General features: G+C 45.2%; 19 protein-coding genes and 1 pseudogene. 7 read left to right on the top strand and 13 right to left on the bottom strand.

Annotated elements, in window-relative coordinates:
- The first annotated feature begins 117 nt into the window (after positions 1-117).
- Together MHB46_RS16375 and MHB46_RS16370 are read left to right on the top strand one after the other, a co-directional pair.
- Positions 118-762, top strand: a complete 645-nt coding sequence (locus MHB46_RS16375; RefSeq protein WP_341162874.1) for a hypothetical protein — start codon at positions 118-120, stop codon at positions 760-762.
- Complete coding sequence (locus MHB46_RS16370) at positions 759-1,118, top strand: DUF7716 domain-containing protein (protein ID WP_341162873.1); 360 nt, start codon at positions 759-761, stop codon at positions 1,116-1,118. Before MHB46_RS16375 ends, MHB46_RS16370 begins: the two co-directional genes overlap by 4 nt.
- Here the strand turns inward: MHB46_RS16370 and MHB46_RS16365 are convergent.
- Positions 1,108-2,745, bottom strand: coding sequence for a DUF6138 family protein (locus tag MHB46_RS16365; protein WP_341162872.1), 1,638 nt, complete (start codon positions 2,743-2,745; stop codon positions 1,108-1,110). The genes MHB46_RS16370 and MHB46_RS16365 overlap by 11 nt on opposite strands.
- Before the next feature lie 158 nt (positions 2,746-2,903).
- Here MHB46_RS16365 and MHB46_RS16360 point away from each other — a divergent pair, with 158 nt between their 5' ends.
- Together MHB46_RS16360 and MHB46_RS16355 are read left to right on the top strand one after the other, a co-directional pair.
- Complete coding sequence (locus MHB46_RS16360; RefSeq protein WP_341162871.1) at positions 2,904-3,680, top strand: SMI1/KNR4 family protein; 777 nt, start codon at positions 2,904-2,906, stop codon at positions 3,678-3,680.
- Between the two features lie 17 nt (positions 3,681-3,697).
- Positions 3,698-5,125, top strand: a complete 1,428-nt coding sequence (locus tag MHB46_RS16355; RefSeq protein ID WP_341162870.1) for an SMI1/KNR4 family protein — start codon at positions 3,698-3,700, stop codon at positions 5,123-5,125.
- Positions 5,126-5,153: 28 nt separating this feature from the next.
- On the opposite strand, the gene MHB46_RS16350 is transcribed toward MHB46_RS16355, so the two are convergent.
- Positions 5,154-5,768, bottom strand: coding sequence for a TetR/AcrR family transcriptional regulator (locus MHB46_RS16350; protein WP_061831995.1), 615 nt, complete (start codon positions 5,766-5,768; stop codon positions 5,154-5,156).
- A gap of 25 nt (positions 5,769-5,793) precedes the next feature.
- Positions 5,794-7,278 carry a phytoene desaturase family protein gene (locus MHB46_RS16345; protein ID WP_341162869.1) on the bottom strand — a complete coding sequence of 495 codons (1,485 nt, stop codon included), beginning with the start codon at positions 7,276-7,278 and terminating at the stop codon, positions 5,794-5,796.
- Positions 7,279-7,700: 422 nt separating this feature from the next.
- On the opposite strand from MHB46_RS16345, the gene MHB46_RS16340 reads away from it, so the two are divergent.
- Positions 7,701-8,933, top strand: coding sequence for a PHB depolymerase family esterase (locus tag MHB46_RS16340; RefSeq protein ID WP_341162868.1), 1,233 nt, complete (start codon positions 7,701-7,703; stop codon positions 8,931-8,933).
- Between the two features lie 419 nt (positions 8,934-9,352).
- On the opposite strand, the gene MHB46_RS16335 is transcribed toward MHB46_RS16340, so the two are convergent.
- Together MHB46_RS16335 and MHB46_RS16330 are read right to left on the bottom strand one after the other, a co-directional pair.
- The gene (locus MHB46_RS16335; RefSeq protein ID WP_158451783.1) at positions 9,353-9,460 is read right to left on the bottom strand and encodes a putative metal homeostasis protein; all 108 of its coding nucleotides are present in this window, start codon (positions 9,458-9,460) and stop codon (positions 9,353-9,355) included.
- A gap of 246 nt (positions 9,461-9,706) precedes the next feature.
- On the bottom strand, positions 9,707-10,066 hold the full coding sequence (locus MHB46_RS16330) for a hypothetical protein (protein WP_061831998.1): 360 nt from the start codon (positions 10,064-10,066) through the stop codon (positions 9,707-9,709).
- 185 nt (positions 10,067-10,251) lie between these two features.
- Between MHB46_RS16330 and MHB46_RS16325 the strand changes: the two genes are divergently transcribed.
- Complete coding sequence (locus MHB46_RS16325; RefSeq protein ID WP_010347197.1) at positions 10,252-10,521, top strand: helix-turn-helix domain-containing protein; 270 nt, start codon at positions 10,252-10,254, stop codon at positions 10,519-10,521.
- Positions 10,522-10,583: 62 nt separating this feature from the next.
- Positions 10,584-10,845: pseudogene (locus MHB46_RS26235) on the top strand (helix-turn-helix domain-containing protein).
- A gap of 189 nt (positions 10,846-11,034) precedes the next feature.
- Here the strand turns inward: MHB46_RS26235 and MHB46_RS16315 are convergent.
- The 8 genes from MHB46_RS16315 to MHB46_RS16280 all read right to left on the bottom strand — a co-directional run bounded on the left by MHB46_RS16315 (position 11,035) and on the right by MHB46_RS16280 (position 17,249).
- A complete protein-coding gene (locus tag MHB46_RS16315) occupies positions 11,035-11,910 on the bottom strand; it encodes a cysteine ABC transporter substrate-binding protein (protein ID WP_069290583.1) in 876 nt (291 codons plus the stop codon).
- 18 nt (positions 11,911-11,928) lie between these two features.
- Positions 11,929-12,684 carry an amino acid ABC transporter ATP-binding protein gene (locus MHB46_RS16310; protein ID WP_029518574.1) on the bottom strand — a complete coding sequence of 252 codons (756 nt, stop codon included), beginning with the start codon at positions 12,682-12,684 and terminating at the stop codon, positions 11,929-11,931.
- An 18-nt stretch (positions 12,685-12,702) separates the two neighbouring features.
- The gene (locus MHB46_RS16305) at positions 12,703-13,380 is read right to left on the bottom strand and encodes an amino acid ABC transporter permease (protein ID WP_013312399.1); all 678 of its coding nucleotides are present in this window, start codon (positions 13,378-13,380) and stop codon (positions 12,703-12,705) included.
- Positions 13,361-14,026: an amino acid ABC transporter permease gene (locus MHB46_RS16300; protein ID WP_039271644.1), complete on the bottom strand. Its 666-nt coding sequence runs from the start codon at positions 14,024-14,026 to the stop codon at positions 13,361-13,363. Before MHB46_RS16300 ends, MHB46_RS16305 begins: the two co-directional genes overlap by 20 nt.
- A 219-nt stretch (positions 14,027-14,245) precedes the next feature.
- Complete coding sequence (locus MHB46_RS16295) at positions 14,246-15,694, bottom strand: SulP family inorganic anion transporter (RefSeq protein ID WP_341162866.1); 1,449 nt, start codon at positions 15,692-15,694, stop codon at positions 14,246-14,248.
- Between the two features lie 288 nt (positions 15,695-15,982).
- Entirely contained in the window at positions 15,983-16,387 is a 405-nt protein-coding gene (locus MHB46_RS16290) for a PIN domain-containing protein (RefSeq protein WP_165177837.1), read from the bottom strand.
- On the bottom strand, positions 16,388-16,627 hold the full coding sequence (locus MHB46_RS16285; RefSeq protein ID WP_226002551.1) for a hypothetical protein: 240 nt from the start codon (positions 16,625-16,627) through the stop codon (positions 16,388-16,390).
- A 64-nt stretch (positions 16,628-16,691) separates the two neighbouring features.
- Positions 16,692-17,249, bottom strand: coding sequence for a hypothetical protein (locus MHB46_RS16280; RefSeq protein ID WP_341162865.1), 558 nt, complete (start codon positions 17,247-17,249; stop codon positions 16,692-16,694).
- Positions 17,250-17,268 lie beyond the last annotated feature (19 nt).

Below are 17,268 nucleotides of genomic sequence, written 5' to 3'. Positions count from 1 at the left end.
CCTTTACAGGAGACTAGCCGACCGCCCATCTAAGCCATTCTGTTGTTAAGGAATATTATAACATATGAATCATAAAATGTACGTTTTTACGCTCTTTTCGAAAAGGGGGGAACGAATATGGAACAAAAACGCTTCAAAGATGAACATGGATATAAATATGACTTTAGCGCCGTGATCCGGAGAGGAGAACAAGTAGCTGTTCACTGTCCCCGTTGTCAGGGCCAAGCTTTTATTTCCAGATCCAAAAAAGACTGTTATTACGTTGTTCGATGCTCTCATTGTTACTACACGTATCAGCAGCCAGAATCTTATTCATTCTATGCACGCGGCGTATGCAACCATTGCGAACGGTATTTTAATATCGAAATCCATGATGACCGAACGAAACTCCATAAAAATACGAATATAAACTGTCCGCACTGTGAGACACGCAATCAGGTTTCGGTGCATCGTGTTCAATCACGCGAATGGCATACGGACGTGATCCAAAATGGAAAAGATCCTATTTTCCAGCTCCAGCTGTACTTCCTTGATTACTATCGGGGTAAACCTGTCTGGGCTCTTAACCGGATACACCTGAATTACCTGCTCTCCTATATCTCTGCCGAGTTGCGGGAAAAGCCTACATCCGGTATGATGCGTACGGCTTCCCATTCCATTCCCAAGTACATTAAGGATGCGAAGAATCGCCAGGCCATCTTGAAAATATTACAAAAGCTACAGCATAAGCAAGCCGCTAAGGGAGGAACCCCCCAAACATGAGCATACAAACTTTTGACAGCCTTGAAGCACTAGTTCATGCCGTTGACCAAACAGAAATCAATGAATGGGTATTTGCCAATCTGAAACAGGTTCAAAGTAATCCGCTCAATTCTACCTATTACATCATTCCCGAGGGAGAATTGTGGGAACTGGAGGATGCCGGTCTCACCGTCACCAATCATCGTGATGAAAGTATCCCTGCATCTCTGCCAGACCATCACGTGCAATCCTGGCTGGAGGTGGCGACTGTACAGGATGTCATTGAAGTGTTACGCCACAGCGGAAGCGAGCCGGATATTGAACGCATTGCGCAGGGACTGCGATATTATCATGAATATGATGCTTTTATGGAATAAGCGTCTCCAGCAACTCTTTTACCTCAGGGACAGCCTGCTTCAGGCTGTTTTTTAGTCTCTTCGCGCCACCCCATATACGATAAACAAGCACCTCTTGTTCGTAGTCCTCCAGCTTCTCAAGCTCCTCCACCAGTACCTGTGCCTGCTCTACAGTTTCGATTCCGGATGACTTCAGGGGTTTGGCAGACTCGTTGCTTGCCAGTAGAATCCTCGTCCAAACGGGGATCGTGTCAGGTGTTAGCCCATGCGCTTCGGCAAAAGCAGCCGCGTAACCGTCCTGTACGGACTGATGTTCACTGTCCACCAGCTTCATATAATGATTCACTAATGGGAAATAGTTCGTTCCTTTCAGTCCTAATCCCATTACCGCATAGGTTCCCGGCATCGCCGACTTTTCACCGGGCTCTACATCGTTATACCATTTGAATTCTTCCATCACGGTTTCGGCATATTCAGCCAGCAACGGATGCAGCGACGGATACTCAAGTGCATTGGCGAAGAAACGATGTAACGTAGATTTAGCCAACTTGGGTACAGGCAGGTAGTTTTTCACCTTGCTTTTGAACTTCATCCGATATTCCTTGGTAAAGCCCTTCTTTAAAATATCGCATAAATATACGAGCGCTTCTCTATAGCTTTCTTCTTCCTCTGAACGAATCTGAACCTCCAGCGTTTGCAAAATATCATTGGCTTGGCAGATGACTCGCTCGCTTGTATATAACGCTGGGATGATTCCTGATCCGCTCTCAAGCCACATGGAAGCCTGCTCTGAGCCTAGCTGTGCAGCAATCTCCAAATATTTCTGCCGTGCATCGGCATCGGTCGAACCCACCCGCATCGCGGTAAGCAGGAACATCTCCATGGCTGGCGCGGGAATTTCCGAAGGGAGAATATCGGGCTTCACTTTATAATCCAGCCCATAGCTTTTTTCCCGATCCGCATACTTCAGCAAAAATTCATCTTCAGCCCAATGCTTTAAGCCACTGCTGAGCTGATACCTCCATGCTTCCTCACGCTTGCGGCTGACCTTCACTTTGGCATCCATTATATGGAGCAACTCATCCACCCGCTGGGCATCTATAGCGTACAAATGAGGATCAAGCAAGTGTCTCACTAAGAAGAAATCGTCCTCTTCCTTCGGGATAGCTTTACTGGAGGGGTTGAGCTTCTGCTCCACAAACTGCTGGATAGTGGCTAACAGTTGCTGCCGTTTATCTTCATTTAGGAGTGAGAATGTAAAATGATTGGCCTTATTCTCCAAGACCACTTCCAGATGAAAATCCAGCCGATAACGAAAGAACATGGAACTGAATTCTTCCGAATTAAATAGCGCCTCTATCCGTTCCCTAAACACAGGCATCCATTCGTCCTGAACCTGCTGCAGTGTTACCCCCTCCGTAAAACCAGAAATCTCCATGTCCGGTCTACGATGATCCCAATCAAACGGTTCGTAGGTATCCACCCACAGCCCATCCTTCTTACAGGTAACTTTTAAGTATTCATGAATCCCTTCGTGAAGGACACTTTTGATTTGGAATTCGGCGATGCGCTTTTGCTCAGAAGCGTACGCCTCATCAATCGCCTCAAAAATTGGATCTATGTAGGCTTGTACCCCTGATGTTGTCATAAGATGTGTTCCTCCTTCGTCCCCTCACAAATTGTAGTTCCTATGGAATTAAGATAGACTAATCTATAACTATTTTATTTCCTAATTATAGCATATCTCTCATTTACTTTTGATCTCTATCCCTATAGATAGAGTGCCGGAAAGCAGGTGCATCCCACATGTATTGGGTTTCCACACAACATACGACGGTGGCTGCCGATGAACTGACAACTTTTGAACATACCTATGGATTAGCTTTACCCCCTTCCTATGTAGCATTCCTCACCCGCTACGGGCCGGGCACCTATTGCGGCCTGCTAATGATTGAAAGGCCTGATCCTCAACTATTGCAAGCCTATGCGGATTACGAACTGTGGACGCATGATGATAATTGCCCAATTATAGCGCATCAGCTGGGTGAGTGCGTGGTCATTGGCAGCTCTATAGATGGTGACTTCCTAGCGATTCATCCTCAGGTCGAAGGCTTGCTGTGGCTGCCACGACACTCGGAGATCATTACTACGAAGACTTTAGATGTTCAAGTCCCATTCACAGAAACACTGGAACATATTTTACGGGATGAATTCGGAAAGATGGAACCATTTCCCCGTTATTTCGAACCTGTCAGCCCAGACAAAGCCGCAACATTCCTACTGTTTAATCCCCCGGATACGACCGAGGCCTACAATCCAGCCCATCCGAACGAGCAAGCCCTGGATTTCGCTCCGGCATCCATACAAGCATTGGCTCAGCGGTTTAAACAGCATTTTGCCTCAAACCTATGGATTGAAAATGAGCATATCTGCATGGCTTTTCTTCAGACTCTAGGCGGATACGTGCGTTTTAACTATGCATATGGACGCGAAGTGGCGATCATTTATGAACCGAAAGCGATAGCACTTCGTGTTGAAATTCTAGCATTCTTGCAAAAAGAGCATTGTCGGGTTGTAGAGTAAGAGGAGGACGAATACGAATGACAGTACATTTTGCACAAACCTTAGAAAAACTGGAACAAGTCGTTGATCGTCTGAGACAAAGTGGGATGCCTGATGTGGTATACCAATGGACGGAGGGGATTTCTACAGGTGAACTAACTGAGCTGGAGGAACGGCTGCGGATGCCTTTGCCTGCCTCCCTGTCTGAATTAATACAGCGGTGTGGCAGCTTAAATTTACTATGGTGCCTCCCCCCACACTGTATTGTAGCTGATGGACCGGAGTGTTCATATAAAAACAGCAATGATCTTGAACAAGAGCAGAGTATCCTAGACGATATCACAGGAGAGTTTGGCTGGAATCATGAGTATATTGGCTATTTTACATCCTATGGGGAAGATACCGACTCGGTAGCGGACGAGCAACGATATCTGATCCTTAATTATAATGGTGCGGGTGATCCGATACTGCTTGATATGGCGACATCCACTACAGAGCCAGCGGTGTTCTGCTATCATCACGAGTTGGACCAGTTCACGCTGCTTGCGGAAAATCTACCTGCCTATATAGACACCATGCTCACCTTGCACGGGCTATGGCTATGGGATTGGTTTAAAGTGGCCGATGAGCATGGCATTCAGCTAAACAGCCCACCACTGCAACTCTGGCTACGCTGGTTGAACATGTTTTGCACGATGAAACTGGAGGATGCGCAGTCGTTGGAGACGCTGATCCATTACACCACCATGCATGGCGTAGATCATCCTGCTGTGTTGCAGGCTTTTCAAGCCTATGATCCAAAGGACATTTTTCTTGCCTGGGAGCAGCACTGGCAGAACATTCAGCATAGCCAGGTTCCATTCTCTACTTGGGCCGTTTTAATAGGGGAGACCGCGGGGATGGGGGCTGCTGATTGGGTCCGCTCCTTGTGGGAACCAGAAACCGCGCAAGCATGGACATCTTTAGCTCAAAACAATACCCTACATGCTAAGGGTGCATTTGCGTCCACACGTGCCTATCTGAGCGCCCGTTGCCTACCCGAGCAGGAAGGCTTGGTATGTGTTTGCAATCACCTGCTACAGGATTCGGCTGCAGAAGACAAATTAGAAGGATACACCGCTAATGGGCAGCTACAGCATTTTCGTTCACCCCAGATCATTAACTGGATGCGGGATAAAGTCAATCATCCGGTGGATGGCTGGGCAATACTTTTCGCTCACTCCCGTCCTACAGCTGAGCAGTTGATTGAATGGCTATCCGATAGCGAGCTTCATCAAAAAATTGCAACGGAGGCGCTGGATATCATGATTCACCGGGATCTTCTTCCCGCTCTGGAAGCAGGCGCTTGGGCCAATATCTCAGATTTGCTTCATGCTTCTTTGCAGCTCGTTATGCTCAAAAAAGATAAACGTCGCATTGAAGCCGTGCTTAAGCAGCTTTCAGACGCGAATTCGCATGTACAGTGATGCGAGGTAAAGAAAGTTAGCCGCTGCATCAGCGGCTTAACCCCCTGAGGAAAGTATCTATAGTAAATGCGATCAATTCATCATTGGATTTTGCCATAGGAAGTTCAAAATTCAGGAGCAAAGAAGTCAATCCGTGCAGCATGCTCCATACGGATCTGGCGATCAGGCGCTCATCTCCTTGCATGATGCAGCCTTCCTCCATAGCGGCTTTGAGCCCAGCTTCAAGCAGCTCAAAGCCTTTAAAACGCCCACTGTCTATAAGGCTGACCAAGCTTACAGATTCCAGATTGCTGATAAACAGGATGTTGTAATATTCCGGGTTAGCCGTTCCAAAACGAACATACGCATCAGATACCGTTTTCAGTGTGTCCAGAGCGTTCAATCCCGCTGCCTGTGCTTCATCCACACGCTGCTGAAGAGCCTGCAGGAACAAGGTATTTCCTTCTACCAGCAGTTCACGGACCACGGCTTCCTTATTGGCAAAATAATGATAAATAGTTGTTGGTGAATATTCGATCTGATCCGCAATTTTGCGCATGGAGACTTCGGCATATCCTTGATTCAGGAAAAGCGACCGGGCGGCCTCAATGATTTTCCGGCGGATCTCACTGCTTTCACGTTCTCGGCGTTTGATATGTTTCATGAGTAGATGTACTTGCCCTTTCTGCCTACCCCAATTTGGCGGCGATACGATCAGCTTCCATTATACCCGAGTTCATAACCCCTTGAAACCCGCCCCCAGGCTGTGTCCAGGCCCCTACCAATGACAGACGATTCACAGCTGATTTGTGCTTCAGTCTTTTTATACCGGACTGCCGGACCGTTTGTGCGTAGCCATAAACGGCCCCGTCTGGATTAGCGGTATAACGCTGCATCGTGCGCGGTGTGCCCAATTCGGCCACCACTACCTTGCTGCGAAAACCCGGATACAGCTGTTCTAGACATCCCAGTATCTGCTGTGTCACAGCTTCTTTTTTGGCTTTATATTCGGGACGTGCGGCAGGCCAGTTCTCCAATCTGTCCAAAAATGTAATTGCAATGACACCCTTTCCCGGTTCATTAAGCTTAGGGTCCATGGCGTTATAATTCGTGAGCATCCAGTTGCCTTTGGTATACTGGCCGCTCATCATAACTTCATAATCTGTTTCCGAATCCGGCTCATTGCACAGGATTAAGTCTTCTTCGGTGATGCCAAGCTCATGAGGCTCACATGATAATCCCAGATATAGCTGGGTGAGAGACGTGCCAGTCTCCAGACTGCTGACAGCTTCCAGCTCACGACGGGCAGCATCATGGTTTTCCAGTAGGCGGCCATACGTATGATGGGGACTGATACCAGACACAATCCAGTTGGCTTTATATACATCGCCTTTTTTCAGACGGACTCCAACTGCTTTACCGCGTTCGAGTATAATCTCAGATACTTGACTGCGCAGGTGAACTTCTCCTCCCGCTGACTTAATAGCGTCAACCAATGCATTGGATAAAGCCTGTGCGCCTCCCTCAATGTAGTACGTCCCCTCCAAATGATAGCCGATCCAGGGAATGAAAAAATACAAGGCCGCAAGCCGTTTTGGAGGCAATCCATAATAGGCCCACAGCGCGGTAAAGAATTCTATGAAGCGGTCAGACAAACCGAACTGGCTTACAGCTTCCCAGGTCGTCATTTGCGTCCAACGGAAGAAGGTTCCTGCTTTGAGCAGGCCAACCGCCTTGCGCCAGGAAGTGAGAGTAGAAAAAGCAGAAAAGCCTGTTTCAAAACGGCGAATGCCCGCGAATAAACTGTCAATGCCTGACACCTCAGCAGGAAACATATTTTTGAGGAGCTGCACATACTCCTGAACATCGGACGGAATATCAATGGTCTGTCCTTCCCAACGAATGGAGTAAGGGTGCTTTTTGCGGAGAGGAACAATTCGCTGGTCCGCATTGCAGTCCTTTAACAGCCGACCGAAGCTGCCCTCCTCGAGTCCGCCGACACCGTGCAAGGAGACATCAAAGGTATATCCCTTTCTTGTAAATTCAGTTGCGAAACCGCCAGCTAAAGTATGGCTTTCAAAAACAGCTGTTCGGTAACCGAGCGCGGAAAGTCTTGCTGCACAGGACAAGCCACCCAGTCCTGCACCGATGACAATAACATCGTATTGGTTCATGATTTCATCCCCTTTTGTTAACATCGTTATATAAGTTAACACTGTTAAGTTAAGGAGATTATATACCACAATATTACCGTTGAAAAGCCCCTATGACTTGGTTTTCCTGCTATAGATGAATACCATGAGTTCGACATATCCACTTCTAATTGCAAGTTGCTTTAAGGATTTTTGTAGAATCCTCCGTAACGAAAGTAAAACTTTTTTTTAAAAAACACCCAAAAATGTAGCGCTTTCACTTGTCAGATTCCAATGAAGGTGTTATCCTTCAAGTGGGATTGTTACTGAAAAGGCAAAACCCGAGTACACACGTGTACCCGGAGTTTGCCTTTTTTGATTTGTATGAATTCCACAGCATACAGTCAATTATCCCGAACATGTAGTAAGCGCTTTAAAAAATGACACCAAAGGAGATTAATCTCATGCAAAGAAGACGTTTTGCCCTTGTTTTATTATCTTTCGTGTTCCTGCTAACGATCTTTTTCCCATCCTCCAGCTCTGCCGCAGCAGCCGATGTCCCAGCGCCACAGGCTACCCTGCTTACTCAGGTACAGCCTTTGGGTGAAGTCGTTTCTGCTGTCGTACTGAAATACAGCACCAATATTGACGGGGCATCCTTATCCACGTCCAGCTTTCAGGTTCAATCTGTACTCAATGATGTATATACAGACAGAACCGTGACCAGTGTATATACCAATGATACTGGAGCCATCACCAACCGCAGTACTCATGGCAAATATGTCGTGATTGAGCTGGATACGCAAGATAAAAATGCAAGTACCCTTACTTACGATGCAACAAGCGCAGTTAACCGCATCAACACGTTGAATTATACGATTAGTCAAAAGAAAGATATTGCAACTTCAAAGAAAACAGTCATCCCAGCCTCTACACAGACTGTAAAAGCAACGGATAAAATTACACCAATCGTGGACGACTTCCAAAAAAATACCTTTGAAAATAAAGAAGGCTTCAAGCTGAACTACTTTACATTTGAGCCTAAAGTAGAACCAGGCAAAACCTACCCGTTGGTTGTATTCCTGCACGGAAACGGCGAACGCGGTGATGGAAACGGAGTCAACCTGTTAGCGAATGCTGGTGCTGTCACTTGGGCTTCTCCTGAGCAGCAAGCCAAACACCCATCCTTCGTAATCGCTCCACAAAGCCCGATTGACCTGGAGCATAAATTCATTTGGGCAGATGAGCCACGCAACAGCGCTGTAGCCGATCTGGTACGTGATGCGGCGTTAAAATACCCGATCGATACCAACCGAATCTATATTGTTGGTATTTCTCAAGGAGCCATGGGAACGTGGAGATTGTTGGAAAAAAATCTGGACTTGTTCGCCGCAGGTGTGCCGATTGCCGGTTTGACCAACTATGAAAAAGCCGTTAACATGTATGCGCCTGTTGAACCTACACACGTCGAGGCATTGAAAAACGTTCCTATTTGGGCCTTCCATGCTGCAGACGATACCACAGTAAGTCCTAAAAACTCGCAAGAAATGGTCGCTGCCATTAAAGCACAAAACGGAAACCTCATTCACTTCACTGAATACGAAGCAGGGATTATCAAACCTACGGGACACTTCTCCTGGGTTCCGGCTCTGCAAAATCAGGATATGATTGAATGGCTGTTTGCACAAAAGAAATAAATGTAGCTTTTGTATTAAAACCGAACTTAAAAGTTTCATATTGTGCCACTACGCAGTCGGATAGTGCTTCCCATCGCCATCGCCCCCGGTTTTCTTGAACAAAGCCTTTTATAGAGTAGTAATCCGGGGAGGTGATGCTTCCGAAGCGCGCTTTCCTACGGAAAGCTTTTAAAGCGATCGCTTCGCTTGTACAGCACTATTCCGTCTACTCCGTTTTTATGTTCATTTTAAGTTTGGTTTTTTTATATCTCCAAATAATGCGCCAGAACGGTTCGATACCCGCCTGGCGCTTTTTTATTATTCAAAAAAAGACACCTACTTTCCTGTGTACCACCATCAGGAAGGCAGGTGCAATATCAAAACGAGGAGACTGAAAAATTTGACACTGGTATTGCCATTTGCAGTTAACTTGGAACCTGCTACTTCGCGCGTTTCGCAGCTTTGATCGTTCTCAAAGCTCGTCTGCGGGTTACCTTGTTCGGACTCCGAAGCTGTCTTCTGGCAGTTGCCACATCTGCTTTAGCCATGTGTACATCACCATCCTATTCACTTAGGCTCATATTGGGAGCATGCACCTAAAGACTGTTATTAATGATTATGATTCTCATTATCATTTAAAATTATATAATGAAATCTACTAGCATGCAAGAGCTTTTGGTGAAGTATGTATCTTTATTACGGCAGTGTCCATTTCACCCTTTTACGCTTCTGTGTTACATTATATAAGTAAAACGAGAACAAAAATTCGAATCAGAATTTACGTTCGCCATTTTTCATAGTCCTTTATTCCGAACTAAGTCAAAGTCTATATCTTCCCGACATGTGTTCCATAACAGTTCATCTGTAAGAAAACTTAATGCATCCATGTTGCGCAATCGTTCGACCAACTCAGTAATCACATCTATGTCTTCACGTTGTACATGTCTTGCAAGAGTGATTCCTCCCGTGTCACCATCAACATATAGATGCGAATAATGCCTTTCCTTTTTTACATGTCGAAGAGTAAGTACGCTATTGTCGATCATCATGACGTATCGATCCTTGATCAGATAGCCTTCAAAAAGCTCATACATATGCGGAAGATCACAGGGACCAAGAATGACACTTACTTTTTCAAAATTACTTTTGTTCATTTAGATTTAGCTCCCTCTTATGATTTTAATTATTCAAAGCAAGAAAACTAACAACTATTCACTCGAAAAAGCGGAATTCAAACCACAAGTTTTACTTCTGTAGTTCTATTTTATTACTTCTATAGTAAAACTTCAATAGATTTTATGATTTTCTTGTACTATGAAACAAAAGGAGAATCTAAATTATGGAGATTCAAAATAGATATCATTTTAAACTTGGCGATATTTTAGAAGAACTTGATATTTCCCGAAATAAACTGGCCGTAGAAGCAAAAATACGTCCGGCAACTGTAATAGATATGGTAAATGGCAAAACCAAAAGACTTGAATTAGAAACACTTGTCCATATCCTTGATGCTTTGAATAGATTCGCCCGCCAGCGTAGATTTACAAGGACTATTACTCTTGCTGATATTGTAGAGTACATTCCCGAAGATGGAATTGAGGGACATTGAGACTACCAAGGCATGACCTCGATTATTTTTGTAATTCGTTAGAACATGGGGGGCTGTTCAACATGAAAATGTCAAACGCACAGGGAATTGCTTTCAAACTTGAAGAATTGCTTCGAGAAATCGGGATTACTAAAAATGCCCTCGCTCGTGAGGCTAAAATCAGACCCAATACTATCTACGAAATGTGTAACAATACATCCAAGCGGATCGAGTTTTAAAACGTTTAATACAGTGATGGAAACGTTAATTCGCCTTTCTGGTCGCCCGTTAACCCTGCACGATGTTCTCGAGTACATACCTGAAGATGAGGTCCATGAATATTAATTCTGCGTAGAGTGTGGCGTTATTTTCAATAATCCTATACAAAGCAAAAAGACCCATTTTTTTAGAAATTCGGGTCTTTTTGCTTTAAAGGAATCCATTATGCAAATATATAGATTTACAGCACTCAGAACTTAATTACATTCCAAAATGATCATATAAACGTATCAAACACTCTTTACTCACCCCAGATTAATCCACTTTGCCGCCCTCTACGACCAGTTGATCTGTAAAGCCTTCTCCGTAAACAGAGGTCAATGTGTCCTTGTAGGCTTGATGCACAAAGTTTTCCTTGCCTAATGTAGCCAACTCATTGTTGATCCAGTCTAATAACTCCTTATTTCCCTTTGCTACTGCGGGTGCAATCGTATCTTGACCACCAAAGGCCGGGATGGTTACGGTAAAGCCAGGGTTGGCCTTTGCCCAGGCGATCAGCTCTGTATTATCGTTGGCAATGGCGGCGCCGCGTTTGTCTTTGAGGGCTGAGAAAATTTCTGTATATTGATCGAATTTAAGCAGCTTGATATCAGGGTAATTTTTCGTGAAATAGGTTTCAGCCGTTGTTCCCTTTGCGACAATCAGCTTCTGATCCGAATTCTTCAATTGGTCAATCGTGGTGATTGGAGCGCTATCAGGCGACACAATGCCAAAGGATAATTTCATATACGGGTTGGCAAAATCGACTTTTTCCTTACGCTCATCCGTCACCGTAAAGTTAGCCATGATGATATCTACCTTGTTGGATTCCAAATAGGCGACCCGGCTGGCAGCATCCACCAGAACAAATTCCACCTTGGACTCGTCACCCAAGAGATCTTTGGCAAACCGCTTCGCAATATAGACGTCAAAGCCTTGATTCTTCCCTTCCGAATCCACGTAGCCAAAAGGCGGCTTATCTGCAAATACACCTATACGAATCTTGCCATTCTTTTTAATGTCCTCAATCGAAGCAAATTTAGCCGAGCCTGAACTACCGTTGGTATTTCCGCCTCCTGCACATCCCGCCAAACCAACAATCAGCAAGCTCAAAGCCAGTAATAACGTCGTGAACTTCATTCCTTTTCTCATCTGTATTCATCCCCCTGTTTATATCGTTTCGTACTGAAATATATCCAGAAAGTGCTGGGCACGCTCTGTTTCCGGTTGGGTAAAAAATTGCTGTGGCGTAGTCATTTCGCATATCTGTCCTTGATCCATAAAAACGATACGATCCCCTACCGACTTGGCAAATCCCATTTCATGCGTCACGATAATCATGGTCATGCCCTGCTGTGCCAGCTCTCGCATGACATCCAGTACCTCTCTGACCATTTCCGGGTCCAAGGATGCGGTGACTTCATCAAAGAGCATAATTTCTGGGTTCATACACAGGGCGCGCACAATTGCAATCCGTTGCTTTTGCCCACCTGATAATTGCCTCGGATACGCATCTTTGCGATCCAGCAGACCCACTCGCTCCAATAGCTGCTCCGCTTGCTCAAGTGCCTCCTGCTTATTTCTCCGCTGAACTTTAAGCGGGCCGAGTAATATATTTTCTAAGACCGTCATATGTGGAAACAGCTCGTAGTTCTGGAACACCATTCCGATATGCTGCCGCACCTCACGCCAATTCACTTTCTTATCCGTCAGGTCCTGCCCTCTATAACGGATATCTCCACTCTGGACCGGCTCCAGACCATTGAGACATCGGAGGAGCGTGCTTTTTCCACATCCCGAAGGACCGAGAACGACCACGACTTCCCCTTTCGTTACGTCCAGATTAATCTGTTGCAGTACTTTTCGGTCTTCGAAGCTTTTGTGCAGCCCTCGAATTTCGAGTAAAACCTCCACAGCCTCTCCCATGACATCCACCCCATCCTGCTAATTTTGCCATCTGCGTTCAAATCTTTTGGAAAGTCTGGATAACGGATAGCATACGAGAAAATACAATATGAAAATAAAGCCGTACACCCAGAAAGATGCCGAGGGCGCCTTGATTACACCAAGCTCAATAATCTGCTGCCCGACCTTGACCACTTCCACTACACCGATCAGCACCACTAATGAAGTGGTTTTGATCATCCGTGTCGCCAGATTAATAGAACCGGGAAGCATTCGGCGCACCGCCTGGGGAATGAGCACATGGCGATATAACTGTCCATATGTCAGTCCCAATGCCTGCCCGGATTCCACCTGATGCTTGGGCAGTGATTCCAATGCACCACGAACGATGTCACCAATCTCGGCCGCTCCCCACAGGCTGAATACGATAATTGCTGTCAATTCCCCGCTGATATTCACATTCAACAAAGGAGTAAATCCAAAATATACGACATACAACCATACCAGAATTGGAATAATGCGGAATGTCTCCAAATATAATTTCAGCACAAACCGAATCGGTCTTGATTTTAAGGTGCGCAGCAACCCCATCAAAATGCCTAGTAGAGTACCGATAATAATGGAAAGTAACGCAATCTCCAGCGTAACGAGTAATCCCCCTAATAGACGCTCGAAATTGGAACCTTCAAAGAGCACATTAATCCCCGAATTCAGCATATCTCACCTTCCTTTCCACCCATGTCAGCAGTATCGACAAAGGTAAAAGCAGAACGAGATATGCCAATACCAGCAGAATTAGCGATTCTGTTGTTTTGTAGTACATGCCGATCAGGTCTTTTGCCACATTCATCAGATCTAATAAAGCAATGGCGCCAACAATGGAAGTCTCCTTGAGCAAAAAAATCGCATTCGCTCCCAGAGACGGAACACTGATGGCAAAAGCCTGTGGCAAAATAACATATCTCGCCAGTTGTATCTTGGACAGTCCGAGACTCAGCCCGGATTCCGTCTGGGTTTTACTCACTGCTTCCATTCCCCCACGGAACGCCTCAGCCATATAACCCCCGCCCAAAAAGGTCATGCCCACAATGGCACACGTCATTTCGCTCATATGCAGACCTATTTTCGTAAACCCGTAATACAGAAAATATAACTGTACAAGCAGCGGCGTATTTCGGGAAAGCTCAATATAGGCAACAACGATGCCGCTAATTCCCCTTACCTTGTAATACAGTACTGTGCTGCACAGCAAACCGACGACTAATGAAAATAGAATAGCAAAGAAGGCGATCTTCAACGTCAACCACATAGCTTCTCCATATAACGGCAAGCTCTCTACAATAAACTCCCAGTCTAAGTTCATATGTGTATACCTTTCGATTTTCAATTATTCCTATGTATTTGCTCTACTTAATAACAATGATTGTATTCCTGCCCAATTATTACGTCAATACTTTGATGAAAATTTGTCATATTTATCTATGATTCAGGAAGAAAAGTGTTGTTTTATTTCAGAAATAAATAAAAAAAGCTTGAAATGAATAAATTTCATTTTAAGCTTTGATTTATGCTATACCATTCATCATACGAGCGGCTCGGTAACAAGAGGGCCGCCGAGCTTCTCTACAATTAAACGGCTCTCCTCATTTAATCCCCGCAGGGTGATGGATTTGCCGGATTTCGTATACTTTTGCAACACCTTGCCGATGGCAGTAACTGCGGAGTGATCCCAAATATGAGAATGACTGAAGTCCACCACGACACGTTCTGGATCATCCGAAGGTTCGAAATGATCGACAAAATGAGTCGTTGAAGCAAAAAACATCGGACCCCTGACATGGTACACCTTTTCGTCGTTGTTCTCCGTTGCGCTGATGCGAATTTTAGCCATTTTCCAGCCAAAATGCAGAGCACTCAGCAGTACGCCTACGATCACGCCCTTGGACAAATCATGCGTAGCCACCACAATGATCACCGTGACCACCATAATAAACGTGTCCGCCTTAGGTACCTTGGCAATGTTTCGGAGCGATTTCCAGTCTACGGTTCCGATACACACCATAAACATGACTCCTACCAATGCACCCATTGGCACTTCCTTTACAACCCCGCCAAGCACGAGCAGCAGAAAGGCCAAGAATACCCCAGCCGTAAAAGTGGACAAACGCCCTCTTCCACCTGAGCTGACATTAATGACGGATTGTCCGATCATGGCACAACCACCCATACCACCAAAAAAGCCATTTACAAAGTTGGCAATCCCTTGCCCGCGGGCTTCCCGGTTTTTATTGCTCTTCGTTTCAGTCATTTCATCCAAAATACTGGCTGTCAGCAGCGATTCCAGCAATCCAACCAGTGCCATCGTAAAGGAATACGGCAACAAAATCCGCAAAGTATGCCACGACCACTCAATTTGCGGCAAATGGAATGAAGGCAGCGAGCTGGTTAGCGTACCGATATCTCCTACCGTTTTCACATTCAATCCAAATACATACGTAATGATCGTCATGATGATGATTGCCGTCAATGGAGCAGGAATGCTTTTCACAAATCTCGGTAAAATATACACAATGAGTAGCGTCCCCGCTACCATCGCGTACATGATCCAATTAGCTCCATGAAAGTGGGTGAGTTGCGCCATAAAGACGAGGATCGCCAGCGCATTCACAAATCCGGTCATAACTGGCTGCGAAATAAAGCTGATAAAGCGACCTATTTTCAAAACACCCAGCAGCACTTGAATGATTCCTGCCAAAATGGTAGCTGCAAACAGATACTCCACGCCATGATTCTTCACTAGGCCAACGACCAGTACAGCTACGGCCCCGGTCGCTGCCGAGATCATCGCCGGACGTCCACCTGCAAAAGAGATGACAATTGCCATCGATATGGAGGCGTACAGTCCGACCATGGGATTGACCCCCGCAATGATCGAGAAGGCAATCGCCTCGGGAATTAGTGCTAGCGCCACGGTCATGCCCGCAAGTATATCGGCCCGGATATTACCGAACCATTGTTGTCTAAGATTCATACTGTCTCGTTCCAGCCTCCTATATTTACGGAGAGTAGCGTGTTGACTCGCACCCCGTGTGTTTCGGGTCTCCGTCCAGCGACCAATCGCCAAGGCTCTCCTATCATACAGTTCGTCTCTCTCAAACGAACCCGGTCCGTTACATTCAGTCCATCATTATAACGTAAGGAATTCGCAGAGACGAATGAGTTAAAAGGCTGTTTACAGAAAGAAATCATCTATTTCCTTGAAATATCGATCATTATCTTCATCTTATTCGTTTTCTTATAATTAAAATTTTCGCAATTTCTAAGATTCTAACCTGCTAAAGTTTATCACCTTAACTTCATACTCAGACTCCGCGAACTGTAGATCTTGATCCGCCGTAACCAGTACCAATTGGTTTATAATAGCTGTCGCAAGAATCAATGCATCTGGAGTCTTGAGCTTTCTTGCAAACTTATCTTTTTGTTCTCTTCTGATACGCCCCGCTTTAACTGCGATATCTGAATTAACTGCAATAAATTCCCCGCCAAGAAAAGGTATTGAATCTAAGGCAGTATCAGTGGGCAACCCGGCTATAAACTCGGACTGAGTTATAACAGAAAAGAAAATATTCTCTTTGTCTTTCTCAGCTTGTCGTATTACTCTATCCAAAGATGAGTCAAGTCTATGAAGGGCAATAGCTGCATTCGTATCAAATAAATACCCCATCTAATCCCAATCCTCTCTGGATTGTTTAACACTCTCTTCGATCTCAAGTAATTGCTCCTTACTTAGGCTGCCTCGGGAATTTAAAACAGCTTGCAACCCTTTCGGTAACGGGGACTCTAAATCAATAACCTCAGTTTCCCCCTGTTTATTTTCTATAGTAACTTTTGATGGTTCAAACCCAATATCACGAAGGAGATTTAAGAGACGTATTCGATGTATATCAGTTAATTTTTTTGCCACTAAAATCACTCCTTAGCAAAAGATTAGTTTGCTGTCATAGCTCATTTGATTCGTTTTCTTATAATTAAAATTTTCGCAATTTCTGTACAAGCTCCGATAGGGATTCCGCAATCTCCGAGTCCGCATGCTGCTGGAGTAAGCTTTCAAAGTCAGGTAGTGCTTGCTTCAATAACCGATAACTATAGTCATAATAACTCCAAAAAGCTACCGGATCATAACCGCGTGCTTCTTCCTCTTCCCACTCCAGTTCATCTTCTTCTGGATCGCTGTCTGCTGGCCATAGATATTTTTCGTCCAGCAGCATGGTTAGAGATTCCACAGACTTCTGTGAATCCTCTTGTGCATTTTCCATGTCCAATGCTCCAACAACCGCATGGTACAGTTCCAACTCACTCCGCGTGATATCATCCGAATTTCTCATATGCATATTACGCAATAAGAAAAGTAACACCCATGGCGTAACCTGCCACAATGTGCCTTGATGCTCTATCAGATCAGCAATTGCTGCGTACTCCCCGTTGGATATCAATTGTGGCAACTTCGTGCCCCTACCATAAGGAGTAGTCAGGCGGTGCCATGGCACATCTGCAATTTGGAGATTATTCATCTTATGTGTATCCATAAGTTTTCCTTTCTGGTCA

Source organism: Paenibacillus sp. FSL H7-0703 (assembly GCF_038003485.1).
Lineage (GTDB): Bacteria > Bacillota > Bacilli > Paenibacillales > Paenibacillaceae > Paenibacillus > Paenibacillus polymyxa_B.
The sequence above is the reverse complement of the archived record's forward strand: the minus strand, read 5'-3'. Positions and strand labels throughout refer to the sequence as shown.